The sequence below is a fragment of the Streptomyces sp. NPDC056373 genome, assembly GCF_042262425.1.
Classification (GTDB): domain Bacteria; phylum Actinomycetota; class Actinomycetes; order Streptomycetales; family Streptomycetaceae; genus Streptomyces.
Window position 1 is genome coordinate 387,556 of the sequence record NZ_JBHJPX010000003.1, and the last position, 14,711, is coordinate 402,266.

Consider the following 14,711-nt stretch of genomic DNA (forward strand, 5'->3'; position numbering starts at 1 on the left):
GCCCCGCCACGTCGCGCCCCCCCCCTGCCCCCCACCTGGGGGGCCGGGGGCGGTGCCGGGCGCCTACGGCGCCCCACGGTCACCGTGTGGCGTCCCCCGTCAGCGGTGCACGGGCGACGGCGACTCGCTCCGGCTGCCGTCCACCGGAGCGGGGACGATGCCGCCCACCGGCCTCGCCCCCAGCCGGCGGCGCACTCCGCGGACGAGCGTCGACGCCGTGAAGGACGCGCCCTGCACGAAGCGCATGGCCGGGCCGAAGCCCGAGGCCGTCACCAGACCCGCCAGGAACAGGCCGGGGAAGGAGGACTCGAAACTGCGCCCGACCTGCGGGGAGCCGTCCGGCAGCGCCGCCAGCGTTCCGCGCAGCTCGGGGGAGAGCAGTCCGAGCCGGTCGCAACGCGCCCGGAACCCCGTGGCGGCGATGACGTGTTCGGTCTCCAGGCTGCGCAGGGCACCCGAACGGCTCGCCATGTCCAGCCGGACCCCGCCCGGCACCGCACAGGCCGCGGTGACCTCATGGCCCGGCAGCAGCTCTACCACACCCTCCACCCGGTCCCGCACCCACCACGCGCCCGCCGGCCCCAGCGCCGTGGTCGCGATGCGTGCCCGGGTCGGCTCCGGCAGCCGCCGGAAGAGGTTCGGGCGCTCCGCGTAGAACCAGTTCCGCCAGCCGGGGCCGAGGCCGCTGTGGGGGGAGCGGGCCGACTGGTACCAGGGGCGCTCCCAGGGCGGCGGCACGTCGTTCCACCGCAGCTGCTCCGCCCGCGCCAGCACACGGACACGCGTGCCCTGTTCGGCGAGCAGGGCCGCCGTTTCCAGGGCCGCCTGCCCGCCACCGATCACCGTGACGTCCTTGTCGCGGAAGCGGTCGAGGTCGCTGTGGTGGCTGCTGTGCGTCACCAGGGCGGGATGCAGTCCGCGCAGCGCCTGCGGTACCTCGACGAACGGCATCACGCCGACCGCCAGGGCCACCGTGCGCGCCTGCACCTCCTCGCCGTCCTCGGTGACCGCCGTGAAACCGCCGGGCCCGGCCGCCACCCGGCTCACCAGGCGCTCGTCCACCGCCGGTACGGCATTGCGCGCGAACCACAGGCCGTACTCCGCGAACGCCTCGACCGGGATCGGCTGCGCGTGACGTGCCGTCAGGCCGTTCTGCGCGCAGTAGACGTCCAGACGCCACTTGCCGGCCGGGTCGGAGAGGTTGGACGCCCACGGCTCCGACTTCAGGAACATGCCGCCGGGCATGTTGTCCCGCCAGGACGCCATGGGCCGGCCGAACACGCGCAGGTTCAGCCCGGCGGCCGCGGCGTGGGACGCGATCGACAGACCGTACGGGCCTGCGCCCACCACCAGAAGGTCGTACACCATCAACTGCTCGCTTTCTCGTTGTCGGTCAGGGAGGGCGAGGCCGCCCGGGGGGTCCGCCGGGGCGTCGGCACCGTCGTCGTGCCCAGCCGCTCGTACAGCCGGCGGGACACGTGCCGGCACCACTGGGCCCACATGACCCGGCCGGGGGAGCGGTCGTCCGCGGCGTACCAGGCCAGCTCGCGCCCGCCCGGCGCCGCACGCAGCGCCGCCAGCGGCGCGTAGTTCTCCACCACGAACGCCCGCCCGGCCAGCGGAGCCCCGGCCGGCAGTGAACGGCCCGTCAGATCCAGGTGCAGGGCCCGTACGACGTCCAGGCCCGTGCTGTCCGCGAAGAGCCTGAACTGGGCGCCGGCGCGCGGGTTGAAGTCGAGCAGGTGGTAACGGCCCGTCTCGCCGCAGCGCCGGAAGTCGAGGTCGAAGATGCCCCGGTAGCCCAGCTCGCCGGTGAGCCGCTCGGCCAGCGCCTGCACCTGGGGGTTGGGGGTCCAGCAGCCCACCGCGGTCAGGCCCGCCCCCCGCGGCCAGGCCTGCTGCTTGCGGCCCGGCCCGCCCGCGCGCACACCGCCCGAGCGGTCGGCGTACCCGTGGAAGAACCAGTCCCGGTCCGGCCCCGGTGACAGGTACGCCTGGAGCAGCAGCCGGCTGCCCGCCTCCTCGGTGCGCAGGAACAGCTCCCGGGCCTGCTGCGAGGTCCTCACCAGCACCGTGCTGCGCAGCCCGCTGCCGGTGGGCAGCAGCCAGGGACGGCTCCACTTCGCCACCAGCGGCAGCCCCAGCCGCCGCAGGGCCTCGTCGACCCCTGCCTGGCTGTCCGGGGTCAGCGTCACCGGGTGCGGGACCTCGGCGGACGCGCACACGGCGGCCAGTTCCGCCTTGTCGGCGACGCGCTCGGCCAGGGTGCCGGGCATCTCGGGCAGCAGGTAGGAGGACGCGAGATCGTCCCGGGCCCGCCCCACGGTGATCGCGCTCGCGTCGTCCATCGGGACCAGGACGGCGGGCCGCCCGATCCCGTCGGCCACGCGGCGCAGCACGGCGAGAATGTCCTCCGTGGACGCTCCCGGGGGTGGCGGGGGGTGCATTCGGCGTACGTAACGTGACGCTCCGACGGGACTTCCCGCGGTATCAGCGACGACGTGTACCTCCACCCCCGCCCTGCCCAGTGAGCGTACGGCCCCCAGTGTTCCGTGGTGAAAAGGATTCCGGTCGATCCGCAGCACAACAGCGGGGACGCGGATGTCGAGCAGCGACACGAATTCTCTCTTTCTCTTCGACCGGCTCACCCGCACGGGCGAGCCCGGCACTCGAAAGCCGCAAGGGCACTGGCGCTCCAGGCCTTTCTATGACTCACTAATATGACTGCCCGTCAATAACACCAATTGCGGCAGCACTCCGGACGAGAGCGAACAGAGGAGCAGGCATGGCCCCACAGCACAGGCGGGCCAAGGTCCGCCGGCTGACCTTGGGCGCGGCAGCGGTCGCCGCGTCGGCCGCCCTGGCGTCCGGCCTCGTGGCGGAGGTGGGCGTGGCGCAGGCCGCCGAGCCCCGGGCCCCGGCGCCGACCCCGGCGCCCGCCGCCACGCCCCCGGCCCTCGCACCCGAGGCCGTCGCCGAGCCCCCGGCGCCCGCCGCCACGCCCTCGGCCCTCACGCCTCCGGCCGTCGCCCAGGCCCCGGAGTCCGCCCCGGCCACCGTCGCGGCGGCCGACGAGGGCGTTCCCCCCTTCGGTGTCTTCCTCAAGTCCGACGCCCGTGGCGTGGCGCGGATGCCGCTGTTCAGCCACTGGCTGGGCGGCACGGAGCTCCGCGTCGGCCACACCTACCTGCCGGGACACCGCTGGCGCGACATCGAGGGTGCCGCCGACTTCCTGGACGCGTGGGCGCACTGGCGCAACAAGAAGGCCGACCGGATGCTGGTCCTCAACGTCCCCATGCAGGAGCGCAACGAGGAGGGCGTCTCCGACGGCGAGGTCAGGCAACTGCTGCGGCGCGGCGCGGCCGGGGAGTTCGATCACCACTTCCGTGTCCTCGCCGAGCGGTTGGTGAATCTGAAGGTGCCGGACACGATCGTCGTGCTCGGCTGGGAAATGAATGGCACCACGTACACCCATCGCTGTGGGCCGGACCCGGAGGCCTGGAAGAAGTACTGGAACAGGATCGTCGCCACCATGCGTTCCGTGCCGGGCCAGCAGTTCCGGTTCGATTTCACGCCGAGCCGTGGCCAGGACGCCGTTTCCTGGACGAAATGCTATCCGGGGGACGACACGGTCGACGTCATCGGCATGGATTCCTATGACCAGCCGAACGGAATGTCGTTCGACCAGCAGGTGAAAGAGCCCTACGGGCTGCAGCACCACGTGGATTTCGCCAAGGCGCACGGCAAGCCCATTTCCTATCCGGAATGGGGGCTCTTCCGCAACGGTGACAATCCCGAGTACATGCGGCGCATGCTCGCCTGGATGGACGAGTACAGGCCGCTGTACAACACGCTGACCGACTACTGCCCGCATGGTGTGTGGCAGTGCGGAGCCAACCCGAAGTCGTCCCACGTCTACCGGTCCACCCTGTTCGGCCGCACCGACCAGGCGGCCCCGCCCGCCACGCCCACGCCGAAGCCGACCCCGCCCGGCACGACGCCGCCCCCGGCGGACTGCACACCGCTGGACCTCGGCAGCTGGGTGGAGGAGTGGCTCGGCGGCAAGCTCTGCCTCCGCTTCGACTGGTGGTGATCCGCCGGACTGCCGAGACCCCGCTGACGACGGCGGTGCCGGGCCGGGACCGCCGTCGTCACCGTTGTCAGCGCACATCGGCGGCGGCGGCCGGCCCGGGCACCGAGGGGGCCGGAACGCTCTCGCCGTCCCGGCCGCCCTTCCTGGGCCGTGCCAGCAGGGCCAGGCCGCCCAGCAGACCACCGGCGCTCGCCCCCACCAGACCGGTCACCGCCGGTGACGCGGACGTCGGCTCGCGCGGCTCCACCGCCCGGGAGAACTGCACGAGCCGCACATGGGTGCTGTCACTGCTGTCGTCCGCGTGCCGGGTCAGCGAGCGGGCGACCGCGTTGGCCATGTCGACGGCAAGCCCGGGGCGCGCGGAAGTGGCCGAGACGGCGACCATCGGCGCGTCCGGCGACGTCGCCGTGCGCACACTGCGCTGAAGGGTGCGCACGGGCACGCCCGCGTACACCTGAGCGTCCCCGAGCACCGCGAGCTGCGTGGCGACCCGGCCGTACGCCTGGGCGAACCCGAGGGCGGCGTCCGGCGTGGACTTCTCGGTGGGTACGGCGATGACGTAGCTCGTGGCCGTGTACGTGGAGGGGGTGAGCAAGCCGTAGGAGCCGCCGAGCAGACCCCCGACGATGGTGCCGGCGGCCAGCACGGACCACAGGGGAAGGCCCCTGAGACGAGCCGGGGACAGGCGGTGCTGACGGGGCGGAGTGTCGGTCATGAGGAGGTGGCTCCCAGAGGTGAGAGGGACGGCGAACTGGAGACCGCTGTCGCGTACACGTCCGTGAGACGGGCCGCGCAGTGGGTGATGCTGTAGTGGTGGGCGACCTCGGAGGCCTTGCGCGGCCGGGCACCGGCCGCCCGGACCTCGGCCATCGCACGGGCGTACTCCTCGGGCCCGCCGCGCACGCACCGGGCGCCTGCGGCAGCGGACGGCCGCACGTCCTCGACGGCCGGGCAGGAGGCGTAGAGCACCGGCAGTCCCGACGCCAGGGCCTCCACGGCCGCCAGGCCGAAGGCCTCCTCCGTGGACGGGGACGCGAGCAGGTCCATCGCCGAGACGAGGGCAGGCAGGTCGGGGCCCGCCGAGTCGTCGCGCACATAGGGACGTTCGCCGGCGAAGACGACACGCTCCGCCACGCCGGCCTCGTGGGCCGTGCGACGCAGGGCGCTCTCCTCGGGACCGCCGCCCACCAGCAGCAGCCGGCACTCGTCCGGAAGCAGGGCGAGCGCGCGGACGAGGACGTCGAACCGCTTTCCCGCGGCGAGCCGGCCGACACCGCCCACGACCCAGGCGTCCTCCGGCAGGCCGAGATGCCGGCGGGCGTACGCACGCCGCTCCGGGTCGAAACGGAAACGGTCGAGGTCGATGCCGTTCGGGACGACCTCGATGCGGGGCGCGGGCACGCCCCAGCGCTTCAGACGCTCGGCCACCGTCGGGGAGACGGCGACCGTCGCCGAACCGAGCCGCTCACTGGCGAGGTACAGCCCCCGCACCCCCGCGGTCAGGCCGCGGCCCTCCATCTGCGAGTCGCCCAGGGAGTGTTCGGTGGCGACGACCGCCCGGACCCCGGCCACGCGTGCGGCGAGACGGCCGTAGACACAGGCCCGGTAGAGGTGGGTGTGCACCAGGTCGTAGCCGCCGGTGCGGATCAGCCGGACCAGGCGCGGCAGGGCGGCCAGGTCACGGTTGCCGCCCATGCCGAGATGCGTGACCCGGACTCCGTCGGCCGCCAGGCCCTCGGCGACCGCGCCGGGGTTGGTGAGCGTCACGACGTCGCAGTCGACGGGCAGGTGACGCAGCATCAGGCGCAGCTGCTGCTCGGCCCCGCCGACCCCGAGGCCGGTGATGATGTGCAGAGCCCTCATCTCACAGGCCCTCCACCGGGCGGCGGCGCAGCCGGTGCAGCCAGTGCTTGACGTGCAGGCGCCACGCCGTGTCGTCCTGGCCGACGTACACGCGCGGCAGGGCGTGCGGACCGGTCAGCCGGCCCGGGTCGATGGCGCAGGCGTAGGTGTACCCCGCTTGCCGTACCGCCTCCACGGCGCGGGCGTCGATGGTGCCGTACGGGTAGCAGAAGCCGTCGACCGGGGTGCCGGTCAGCTCCTCGAGCCGGGTGCGGCTCTCGGCGACCTCCGCCTTCAGCGTGACGTCGTCCGCCTTGGTGAGGTCGACGTGCGTCAGCCCGTGCGAGCCGATCTCCACGCCCTCGGCGGCCGCGCGCCGGATGCCGTCCGCGGTCAGCAGCGGCTTGCGCGGGCCGAGCGGATCCCAGGCGTTGTCGCCACCGAGGCACCCGGGCAGCACGAAGAGGGTCGCGCCGCAGTCCCAGCGGTGCAGCAGCGGCAGGGCGTCGGTGACGAAGTCGGCGTATCCGTCGTCGAAGGTCAGCCCGACCAGGTCGTGCCCCTCGCCCCGGGCGCGGGCGGCGAGCAGCTCGGTCACGGACACGCCCCGCAGCCCGCGCCGGCGCAACCAGGCGAGCTGCGCCCCGAGTCGCGCGGGCGTGACCGTGATGCGGTACGGGTCGTCCGAGCAGTCGCCCACCGAGTGGTACATCGCCACCCAGGGGGCCGGGCCCTTGCGCGGGGCCCGGGGTCTGCCGGTGTCGAGGGAGTCAACGGGAACGGCCATGTGCGAGCCTTCGTGTGACGGCGCGTAGGGAGCGCAGAGCGGACGCGGAACTCTGGGCACCGAAGGCCCAGCTGAGCGGGACGAAGACCAAGATCACGGTCAGAAGGCCGGCCGTGAGGCCCGCGGCGGGGGACGGCAGCCGGCTCGCGGCGAACGCCCCCGCGGCCGTGGCGACGGCCGCGGCGGACACCAGCCTGCCCAGCTCGGCCAGGACCGGCCGGACCCGGACCGAGACGCCGTGAGCGCCGTCCGGCCGGCCCGTTCGCAGCCCGGCGAGCAGCAGGGCCGCCGTGACGGTGATGCCGAGGGCGTTGGCGGCTGCGATCCCCGCCACTCCCCAGGAGTGCACGGAGCCGGCGCCGACCCAGGACGTCACGGTGATGCCCGCCGCCATCGCGCCGAGGGGGTACCAGCTGGCCCGGCCCGCCGAGAAGTAGGACCGCACGAGGGCGCCCACCAGCGTCTGACCGAGCAGCCCGAGCGCGTACACACGCATGACGTCCGCCGTCGCGCCGGTGTCGCCCGGGGTGAACGCTCCGCGCTGGAAGAGCAGTTCGATCATCTGGGGGGCACAGGCGACGACCGCGCACATGCCCAGCAGCACCAGCCACGAGGCGAGCGCCAGATCCCGCTCCACACGGCTGCGGGCCCGGGCGGTGTCGCCGTCCGCGAGAGCCCGCGCCACCACCGGGAAGGTGACGGTGCACACCATCAGCGACAGCGTCATCGGGATCTGGGCGACCTTCTGCGCGTAGTTCAGGTGCGAGATGGCACCGGCCGGCAGGCCCGAGGCGAGGAAGCGCTCCACGAGGACCTGCGACTGGCGGCACAGGGCGAAGAGCAGCACCGCGGCGATCAGGGCGAGCTGCACCGGCCGCTCCTCGACCACCGCTCCGGACCTGGCGAGGTGCGGCGTGGGTGACGCCAGCCGCCGCCACAGCGACGGCACTTGCACCGCCACCATCAGACAGCCGCCCGCCGCGACCCCGACCGCGGCGGACCGCACGCCCCAGCCCTCGCCGAGCAGGAACATCGCGGCGATGATGCCGCTGTTGTAGACGACGTAGATCGCCGCGGGCGCGAGGAAACAGCGGTGTGCCCGCAGGGCGGCACTGCAGTACCCGGCGAGCCCGAAGGCCAGTACGCAGGTGGCGGTGATCCGGGTGCAGTCGGCGGCGAGCCCGGGGTCGGGCAGACCGGGCGCGAGCGCCCGGACCAGGTAGGGAGCCGTGCCGGCGACCAGGGCGGCCACCGCGGTGAGGGCGAGGCAGAGCCGGGGCAGGGTGGCCCCGACCAGGGCGCGGACCGGGTCGCCCGGCGCGCCCCGGGCACGGCGGGCCAGCGCCATGCTGAACGCCGGGATCAGCGCGATCGCCAGCCCGTCCTCGATGAGCAGCGTGGCGGCGAACTCCGGAACCGTCCACGCCACCAGAAAGGCGTCGGTGTCGCTCCCGGCGCCGAACAGCCGCGCCAGCGACTGGTCGCGCACCAGGCCGAGCAGCGAACCGGCGATGGACAGCGATGCCGTGACGAGCGCGGCCCTGGCCAGGAAGCTCCCGGAGACCGACGACGGCGCCGGGGCCTGGTCGGTACCGTCGCCGGCCCTGGTGGCGGCCCGCGCCGGGGGCACCGTCACCGCGTCGTCCGTGTCGGATTCGGGGGAATGCGAAGGCACCACCGTCATCGGACCAGGGCCTCCTCGGCGGGCTCACGCACTTCGCTGCGGGGCGCGTCCGCGCGCGCGTCGCCGGTCAGCGCCCACCAGGCTCCGAGCCCCATCGCCACGGCGATCAGCACCGTCGAGGGCCCGCCGATGTCGCCGTACATGAAGTCGGTCAGCAGCCAGATCAGCAGCCCGCACGCGACGAGCCCGCAGTCGGCTCCCGGGCCGTGGTCACGCACGCGCACGAGCCGCCGCACCCCGCACACCAGCAGCGCCAGCCAGCTTCCGGCGAGCGCGAGCAGCCCGATCAGGCCCTGCTCGCTCAGCACCAGCAGGTACATGTTGTGCGGAGACAGCAGCGGCTGCCGCTGGTACACCGCTCCCGCGCCCTCGGTCTCGCTGCCCGACGACAGCGCGAGCGTGGCGTGCCCGTCCCGGTACTCGGGGAAACCCTTCAGCCCGACCCCGGTCAGCGGGTGCTGCCGCCACATGTCCGTGGCGGACGCCCACAGGGTGTACCGGTCGACGACCGACTGGTCGGGGGCGTCGGCGACCTGGGCGATGCTGCCGATGCGCTGCTGCAGGAGAACCGAGCCCACACCGAACCCGCCCACCAGGATCACCCCCACCGCGACCGCGGCGGCGGCCACCTTGAGGGCGCGCCGCCATCCGGTCAGGACCAGCTGCACCGCACACGTCAGGAACGTCGCGATCCAGGCCCCCCGGCTGAAGGAGAGCGCGAGCGGCAGCAACAGCACCGACGCGCACGCGGCGGCGACCGCCCGCTGCCGTACGGACACCCGGCCCAGCGCGATACCGACCGCGCACACCAGGCCGAGGGAGACCGCCGTCGCCATGCCCATCACGTCGTGCGACCCGAAGGTGCCCACCGCGCGGATGTCCTCGCCCTGGTAGGAGGCACCGGTCCGGGTGACGAACTGGTGGACACCGAGGGCCCCCTGGCACAGACCGAGCCCCACGAAGGCCCAGGCCACCATCCGGAAGCCGGTCCGGTCGCGCAGCAGCAGCAGGACGGCCGCCGGAACGAGCACGAAGGTCTGCAGATAGCGTCCGAGGCCGGTGAGCCCGGCCTGCGGCGAGAACGCCCCCATGGTGGAGAGCGCGAGCCCCACGACCGGCAGGCCCAGGATCACGGCGGCGGCGGGCGACAGCGGGCGCCGCCGTTCGAGCAGGAGCCGGATGACGCAGAAGACCACCACCAGCCCGGAGAACGCGTCGGCGGGCCCCGCCCCGTCCGACGTCAACGGCAGCGCCAGCAAGGCCGGTACGGCCACCACGAGCAGGGCCGGTGTCAGCACGGCGTCGCGGCGGGGAAGCGGTGTCAGAGCGAGGCTCACCTGTCTCAGCTCCCCGTGGGACGTACCACCGTGGCGGCGGTGCGCAGCAGAATGCAGACGTCCTGCCACAGGGACCAGTCGTCGATGTAGGCGTTGTCGAAACGGCAGCGGTCCTCGATCGAGGTGTCGCCGCGCAGGCCGTGGATCTGGGCGAGGCCGGTGATGCCGGTCCGCATGCGGTGGCGGACCGGGTATCCGGGATAGGTCTGGCTGAACTGAGCCACGAAGTAGGGGCGTTCGGGACGCGGTCCGACCAGGCTCATGTCGCCCCGGAGCACGTTCCACAGCTGCAGCAGTTCGTCGAGCGAGGTGCGCCGCAGCATCCGGCAGAACCAGCGCATCTCGTTCTCGTTCGCCACGCTCCACCGGGTCGCCGACTCGTGCTCGTCGACCGGGCGGTGCGTGCGGAACTTCAGCAGGGTGAACGGCTTGCCGTCCCTGCCGATGCGCTCCTGCCGGAACACCACGCCCGGGCCGTCGCAGATCCGCAGCACCGCGGCGAAGGTCAGCAGCAGCGGGCCGGCCAGCAACAGCAACGCGCCCGACACCAGGATGTCGAGCGTCCGCTTGGCCACGCTGCCTCGCCGGGCCGGGGACATGTCCAGCCGTCGGCAGGAGAACCCGGCCAGCCGTTCCCGCGTCGCGTACGACGGGGTGTCGGCGTCGACCTCCCAGACCACGCAGCCCGAATCGGCCAGCGCCCGCAGCAGCGGCTCCTGTTCGGCGCGTACGGAGGGGTGCACGGCCAGCACCGCCCTCACCCCGTTCTGGATGACCGCGCGCTCGACCTCCTCGGCGGTCGTCAGTACCGGCAGCGTCTCGGTGCCCTCCGGCTGCTCGGCGACGATCCCCACCGGCCGGACCCCGCAGCGCGGGTGACGCAGCACGGCGGCGGCCACCCGCTGCGCGGTCGTGACCGGGCCGATGACGAGTGCCGTGTGCGGGTGGCGCAGCAGCGCGGCGCGACGCCGCGCGTGCACGGCTCCGCGCAGCGCGCAGCCGGCCGCCGTGTGCAGGGCGAGGCCTGTCAGCACGGTACGCAGGGACAACGCGTGCTCCGGCCGGTACGCCGCGAGCAGCGCCGCGAGAGCCAGCCACGCCACGGTGATGCGGCCGCACAGGGCGGGCAGTTCGTCCAGCACCCCGGGCACCGGGGGCCGCCCGTCGCGGCGGCGCAGCAGCAGCGAGGCGAGGATCAGCAGGGTGACGAGGAGCGGGTGGCGCTGGGCCCCGGTGAGCGTGAGCGTGCCCGCGAGGGCGGCGACGCCGTCGGCCACGAGCAGCGGCACGGATGAGGCCGGCCGGGCCGGGGGCCGCGGGGCGGACGACCGGAAACCGGTGGTCGTGCCGCGCGGGGGCATGACCGAGACTGGTGAGGACCCGTGGTCCCGCGGCGGTACGCCGGGGGAGGGCACGGTACGTTCGGCGGTCACGAGTGGATGGACTCCCTGTACTCGGTGGGCTCGACGCGCTGTGCCGGCCGGTTCGTCCCGGCGCCACGTCCGGTGTCGCGCGGCTGACCGTGCCCAGCGCTGGGGGCGGTGGCGGTCCATGGGCCGAGCAGGTCGCGATAGACGTCCGAGACGGCTTCGGCGGTGTGCCGCACGTCGTGGGCGGACAGCACGTGCCGGCGGCCCTGGTCGCCGAGCGACGCGCGCAGCAGCGGGTCCGCCAGCAGCGCGGTGACGGCTTCGGCCAGCGCCGTCGGGTCCTCCGGCGGCACCAGGCACCGCGCGGAGGTGGAGGACGGCAGACTCTCGCGGGCGCCGTCGACGTCCGTGACCACGACCGGCCGCCCGCAGGCCATCGCTTCCAGGGGCGCCAGGGCCATGCCCTCCCAGCGGGACGGCAGGACGACGAGATCGGCGGCCTGGTACCAGGGGGAGGCGTCGGCGACGGCTCCCGCGAACACCACGGATCTCGGGGCGTTCTCGCGAAGCAGGTCGTGGTCCGGCCCGTCGCCGACCAGGACGAGACGGGCGTCGGGCACCTGTTGTTCGACGGTCTCCCACGCCTGCAGCAGGACGTCCTGCCCCTTCTGCCGGCACAGCCGCCCCACGCACACGGCGAGCGGTGCCTCGGGGCGGATGCCGGCGAGGGGGGCGAGTCCGGCCCGTACGGCGCCCGCGACGGCCGGGCGGAAGCGCTCCGGGTCGATGCCGTTGGGCACGACGGTCCAGCGGCCGGTGATCCGGGCGCCCATGCCGGTCGCGCGTTCCGCCTCGCTCACACACACCACGCGCGAGGCCCACCGCGCTGCCCAGCGTTCCCACATGAGCGCCAGGGTCGCGGTGCCTCCGCCGACCGCCTCGAACGACCAGGCGTGCGGCTGGAAGACCGTCGGGATCCGCCCGCGCACCGCGAGGCGCCCGGCGAGTCCGGCCTTCGCGCTGTGCGCGTGGATCAGGTCCGGACGCACCTCGTCGATGACCCGCGCCAGGTGCCGTACCTCCCGGATGAGCGACGTACCGGGAGACCGGGTGGCGTGCCAGTGCCGTACGCGCGCGCCGAGCGTCCGCAGTCGCGTGGTGAGCGCGCTGTCGGGGCAGGCCACGGTGACGTCCAGGCCGTCCGACAGCTGAGCCTGGACCAGGTCCGTGACGACGCGTGCGACACCGCCGTCCACCGGCTGGGTGAGGTGCAGGACTCTGGGATGAGGTGCGGTGGATGACAGGTGCATGTGCGCGGGTTCCTCGCTGGCTAAGGCGTTCCGGGCGGACGGTGACGTACTCACCGCCGTGCGTCGACGGCGGTGAAGAGCACGCCGGCCCAGGCCGCGTCCCGCTGCGACTGGATCCGGAAGCCGGCCTGGTCACCGCCGTGCTGCAGGGCGCTTCCGAGGTCGAACACGTCGGAGTCGTAACCGAGGGTGTTGGCGTGGGCGGGCACCCGTGCCGCATCCGTCCCGGGCTCGCTGATGGTGGAGTTGAGGACGTCGTCACGGGGGTTGGCGGAGTTGCTGAGGGCGGACCCGGCCTGGCCGGTCGTCACGGTGAACGAGTCTCCGCCGATGCCGCGGTCGCCGTTGTACGTCACCAGGCCCGCACGGCCCCACGCGCCCGCGGGGAAGTCGAGGCCGCCGAGGCCGATCTCCACGGCCCCCAGCGGGGTGAAGCCGTCCCAGAGCGTGAGGTGCCGAAGCGGCTCCGCCGGGTTCTCGTAGGCCACCACCAGCGTCCAGCCGCCCCAGGCCCCGGCCGTGGACCTGCCCATGGCGATGTTGATCTGTGCCACGGTGTACAGGCCGGCTCCGGCCTCCCGCACCAGCCGCGTCACGTCGGCCGAGGCCTGGAAGGCGTCCATGCCGTCCATGACGCGGTGTCCGACCGTGGTGTCCGCGAGCACCTCCTTGTACTCGCCGCCGGGTTCGGCGATCAGCACGCGCCCGTTGTCCTGCGGCGGCTTCTGTTCGCCCACGCGCAAATTGCCACCCCAGTAGAGGCGCGCGTACGTCACCCGGGAGCCGCTGGGGAGACGGACCTCCCCGCGGGTGGAGTTGTAGGTGTTGGCGTCGCGGTCGACGTCGGCGTAGTACATGTCGAAGTCGCCGTTCACGCCGGGGCCGCCTGCCTGGACCTCCTGACACGAAGAGCCCTGGCCGGTGCGGCACGTGATCGACGCGTTGGCAGCGCGTACGATGCCGCCGTGCTGGAGCGCGCGGTACCGCTCGGTGAAGTTGAGACGCTCGGCTTCCGGCGCCGGTGCGGCAGCAGGTGCGGCGGAGGGAGAGCCGCCGGCCGCCCACATGGCGGCAAGGGCGAGGACGCCCACGGTCGCACGGCGGAACAGCGGGCCCAAGGAATGACGCATGACCGGTCGTTGCCCTTTCGAACGGGGGGCCGTGGCGAGCGCCACGAATGCGATGTGTCCGCGCTGAGAGTGCGTCGGGCGGTTCGCAACTCTAGTCATCAACCGGACATAGACGATGAAACTCGATGAAATCTGACAAGTGTGTCGGAATCGTGAAACCGCACGTCTTTGCCGGTTCCGGCCGCCGACTCGTCCCCCGGGGAGTGCTTCCGCTCGGCGTGGGCCGCCGCCTTGCTCCGTCAGGGTTCGCAGGGGTGCGCCCTGACAAACCGTCTGATCAGGGTGGACGCAGCAAAAGGGGGAATTGCTACATCCCGAAAAGCGTATGAGCGGTTGCGGGAAACCCTGGGCGCTTTCACGGTGGGCTCAAGATCCAACGCCGTCGAAAGGAATCTCCATGTGCGCTCTGTCCGCACGGCGCATCGTGTCCGGCGCGCTCTGCGCCGCCCTTCTGGTCGGGATCACCGGCCCCGTCGCCATGGCGGCCGAATCGTCCCGGGGGCACGGCCACCGTGTGGCGCCCGAGGCCCGGCTTCCCGGCGCGGACGAGCGGCTCGCGCAGATCGGGAGACTGAACTGGGGCGAGCTCACGCCTGTCGCCGACCTGCTGAACGCCGTGCTCCGGGACAGCGACGGTCAGCTGCCCCCCGCCGAGGCCACGCAGCTGGCAGCCGCCGCCAAGGCCGCCCTCGCCGAGTCGGCCGCCCACGGCGTGCCGACCTCGCTCATGTCCACGGTGGTAGAGCTGCCCGCTCCCGCCCTGCCCGCCGCGGTGCCCGGAGTGTCGGTGCCGCGGGCCGCCGACCCCGTGACCGACCTGCTGGGATTCGTGGTCGGGGCGGTCGACGGCCTCCTGAAGACGGTCACCTCCGGCGTCGGTGGCCTGCTGCCCACGGTCGACAACCTGCTGGGCGGGGTCGACGACCTCCTCGCCGCGCTGACCGGTGGAGGCCCGTCGCTCCAGGAGGAACCCGCCCTGTCGGCACCGTCCGACGATGTGGCCGACGAGTCGTCCGCCCCGTCGCCGGCGACACCCGAGGAGACGGCCGTCACGCTTCCCGGTCTGCCGCTGCTGGAGCCGGTACTGACCCCCGCATCCTGACCCCGCCCGGTCGTGGCGCCGCTCGCAGGGGCGGAGGTCGTCGACCCCGCCCAGCA

At 73.5% G+C, this 14,711-nt stretch carries 12 protein-coding genes; 2 read left to right on the plus strand and 10 right to left on the minus strand.

The features are described from left to right. Positions 1-99: 99 nt before the first annotated feature. Positions 100-1,368, minus strand: a complete 1,269-nt coding sequence (locus ACFCXS_RS08550) for an NAD(P)-binding domain-containing protein (protein ID WP_376642287.1) — start codon at positions 1,366-1,368, stop codon at positions 100-102. Continuing rightward, positions 1,368-2,618, minus strand: coding sequence for an ATP-grasp domain-containing protein (locus ACFCXS_RS08555; RefSeq protein ID WP_376642288.1), 1,251 nt, complete (start codon positions 2,616-2,618; stop codon positions 1,368-1,370). Before ACFCXS_RS08555 ends, ACFCXS_RS08550 begins: the two co-directional genes overlap by 1 nt. A 167-nt stretch (positions 2,619-2,785) precedes the next feature. Between ACFCXS_RS08555 and ACFCXS_RS08560 the strand changes: the two genes are divergently transcribed. Next, on the plus strand, positions 2,786-4,093 hold the full coding sequence (locus tag ACFCXS_RS08560; protein ID WP_376642289.1) for a glycoside hydrolase family 26 protein: 1,308 nt from the start codon (positions 2,786-2,788) through the stop codon (positions 4,091-4,093). A gap of 67 nt (positions 4,094-4,160) precedes the next feature. Here the strand turns inward: ACFCXS_RS08560 and ACFCXS_RS08565 are convergent, their stop codons facing one another. Genes ACFCXS_RS08565 through ACFCXS_RS08600 form a run of 8 tightly spaced genes read right to left on the minus strand, consistent with a single transcriptional unit; the run spans position 4,161 to position 13,553 of the window. Beyond that, positions 4,161-4,808 (minus strand): lipopolysaccharide biosynthesis protein, encoded by a 648-nt coding sequence (locus tag ACFCXS_RS08565; protein WP_376642290.1) that lies wholly within the window; start codon positions 4,806-4,808, stop codon positions 4,161-4,163. After that, positions 4,805-5,956, minus strand: a complete 1,152-nt coding sequence (locus ACFCXS_RS08570; protein WP_376642291.1) for a glycosyltransferase — start codon at positions 5,954-5,956, stop codon at positions 4,805-4,807. Before ACFCXS_RS08570 ends, ACFCXS_RS08565 begins: the two co-directional genes overlap by 4 nt. Position 5,957: 1 nt before the next feature. Further along, the gene (locus tag ACFCXS_RS08575; RefSeq protein ID WP_376642292.1) at positions 5,958-6,722 is read right to left on the minus strand and encodes a polysaccharide deacetylase family protein; all 765 of its coding nucleotides are present in this window, start codon (positions 6,720-6,722) and stop codon (positions 5,958-5,960) included. After that, entirely contained in the window at positions 6,706-8,406 is a 1,701-nt protein-coding gene (locus tag ACFCXS_RS08580; protein ID WP_376642293.1) for a lipid II flippase MurJ, read from the minus strand. Before ACFCXS_RS08580 ends, ACFCXS_RS08575 begins: the two co-directional genes overlap by 17 nt. Beyond that, positions 8,403-9,743, minus strand: coding sequence for an O-antigen ligase family protein (locus ACFCXS_RS08585; RefSeq protein ID WP_376642294.1), 1,341 nt, complete (start codon positions 9,741-9,743; stop codon positions 8,403-8,405). Before ACFCXS_RS08585 ends, ACFCXS_RS08580 begins: the two co-directional genes overlap by 4 nt. A 5-nt stretch (positions 9,744-9,748) precedes the next feature. Then, positions 9,749-11,176 (minus strand): exopolysaccharide biosynthesis polyprenyl glycosylphosphotransferase, encoded by a 1,428-nt coding sequence (locus ACFCXS_RS08590; protein ID WP_376642295.1) that lies wholly within the window; start codon positions 11,174-11,176, stop codon positions 9,749-9,751. Then, positions 11,173-12,423: a glycosyltransferase family 4 protein gene (locus ACFCXS_RS08595; protein WP_376642296.1), complete on the minus strand. Its 1,251-nt coding sequence runs from the start codon at positions 12,421-12,423 to the stop codon at positions 11,173-11,175. Before ACFCXS_RS08595 ends, ACFCXS_RS08590 begins: the two co-directional genes overlap by 4 nt. A 50-nt stretch (positions 12,424-12,473) precedes the next feature. Continuing rightward, positions 12,474-13,553 (minus strand): DUF3344 domain-containing protein, encoded by a 1,080-nt coding sequence (locus ACFCXS_RS08600; protein ID WP_376642297.1) that lies wholly within the window; start codon positions 13,551-13,553, stop codon positions 12,474-12,476. A 397-nt stretch (positions 13,554-13,950) separates the two neighbouring features. On the opposite strand from ACFCXS_RS08600, the gene ACFCXS_RS08605 reads away from it, so the two are divergent. Then, positions 13,951-14,655, plus strand: a complete 705-nt coding sequence (locus ACFCXS_RS08605) for a hypothetical protein (RefSeq protein WP_376642298.1) — start codon at positions 13,951-13,953, stop codon at positions 14,653-14,655. Positions 14,656-14,711 lie beyond the last annotated feature (56 nt).

What these genes read in the sequence shown, in the direction of transcription:
- ACFCXS_RS08560 (WP_376642289.1), top strand. Translation starts at nt 2,786, where the DNA reads ATGGCCCCACAGCACAGGCGGGCCAAGGTCCGCCGGCTGACCTTGGGC.
- ACFCXS_RS08550 (WP_376642287.1), bottom strand. Translation starts at nt 1,368, where the DNA reads ATGGTGTACGACCTTCTGGTGGTGGGCGCAGGCCCGTACGGTCTGTCG.
- ACFCXS_RS08570 (WP_376642291.1), bottom strand. Translation starts at nt 5,956, where the DNA reads ATGAGGGCTCTGCACATCATCACCGGCCTCGGGGTCGGCGGGGCCGAG.
- ACFCXS_RS08575 (WP_376642292.1), bottom strand. Translation starts at nt 6,722, where the DNA reads ATGGCCGTTCCCGTTGACTCCCTCGACACCGGCAGACCCCGGGCCCCG.
- ACFCXS_RS08605 (WP_376642298.1), top strand. Translation starts at nt 13,951, where the DNA reads ATGTGCGCTCTGTCCGCACGGCGCATCGTGTCCGGCGCGCTCTGCGCC.
- ACFCXS_RS08595 (WP_376642296.1), bottom strand. Translation starts at nt 12,423, where the DNA reads ATGCACCTGTCATCCACCGCACCTCATCCCAGAGTCCTGCACCTCACC.
- ACFCXS_RS08600 (WP_376642297.1), bottom strand. Translation starts at nt 13,553, where the DNA reads ATGCGTCATTCCTTGGGCCCGCTGTTCCGCCGTGCGACCGTGGGCGTC.
- ACFCXS_RS08580 (WP_376642293.1), bottom strand. Translation starts at nt 8,406, where the DNA reads ATGACGGTGGTGCCTTCGCATTCCCCCGAATCCGACACGGACGACGCG.
- ACFCXS_RS08565 (WP_376642290.1), bottom strand. Translation starts at nt 4,808, where the DNA reads ATGACCGACACTCCGCCCCGTCAGCACCGCCTGTCCCCGGCTCGTCTC.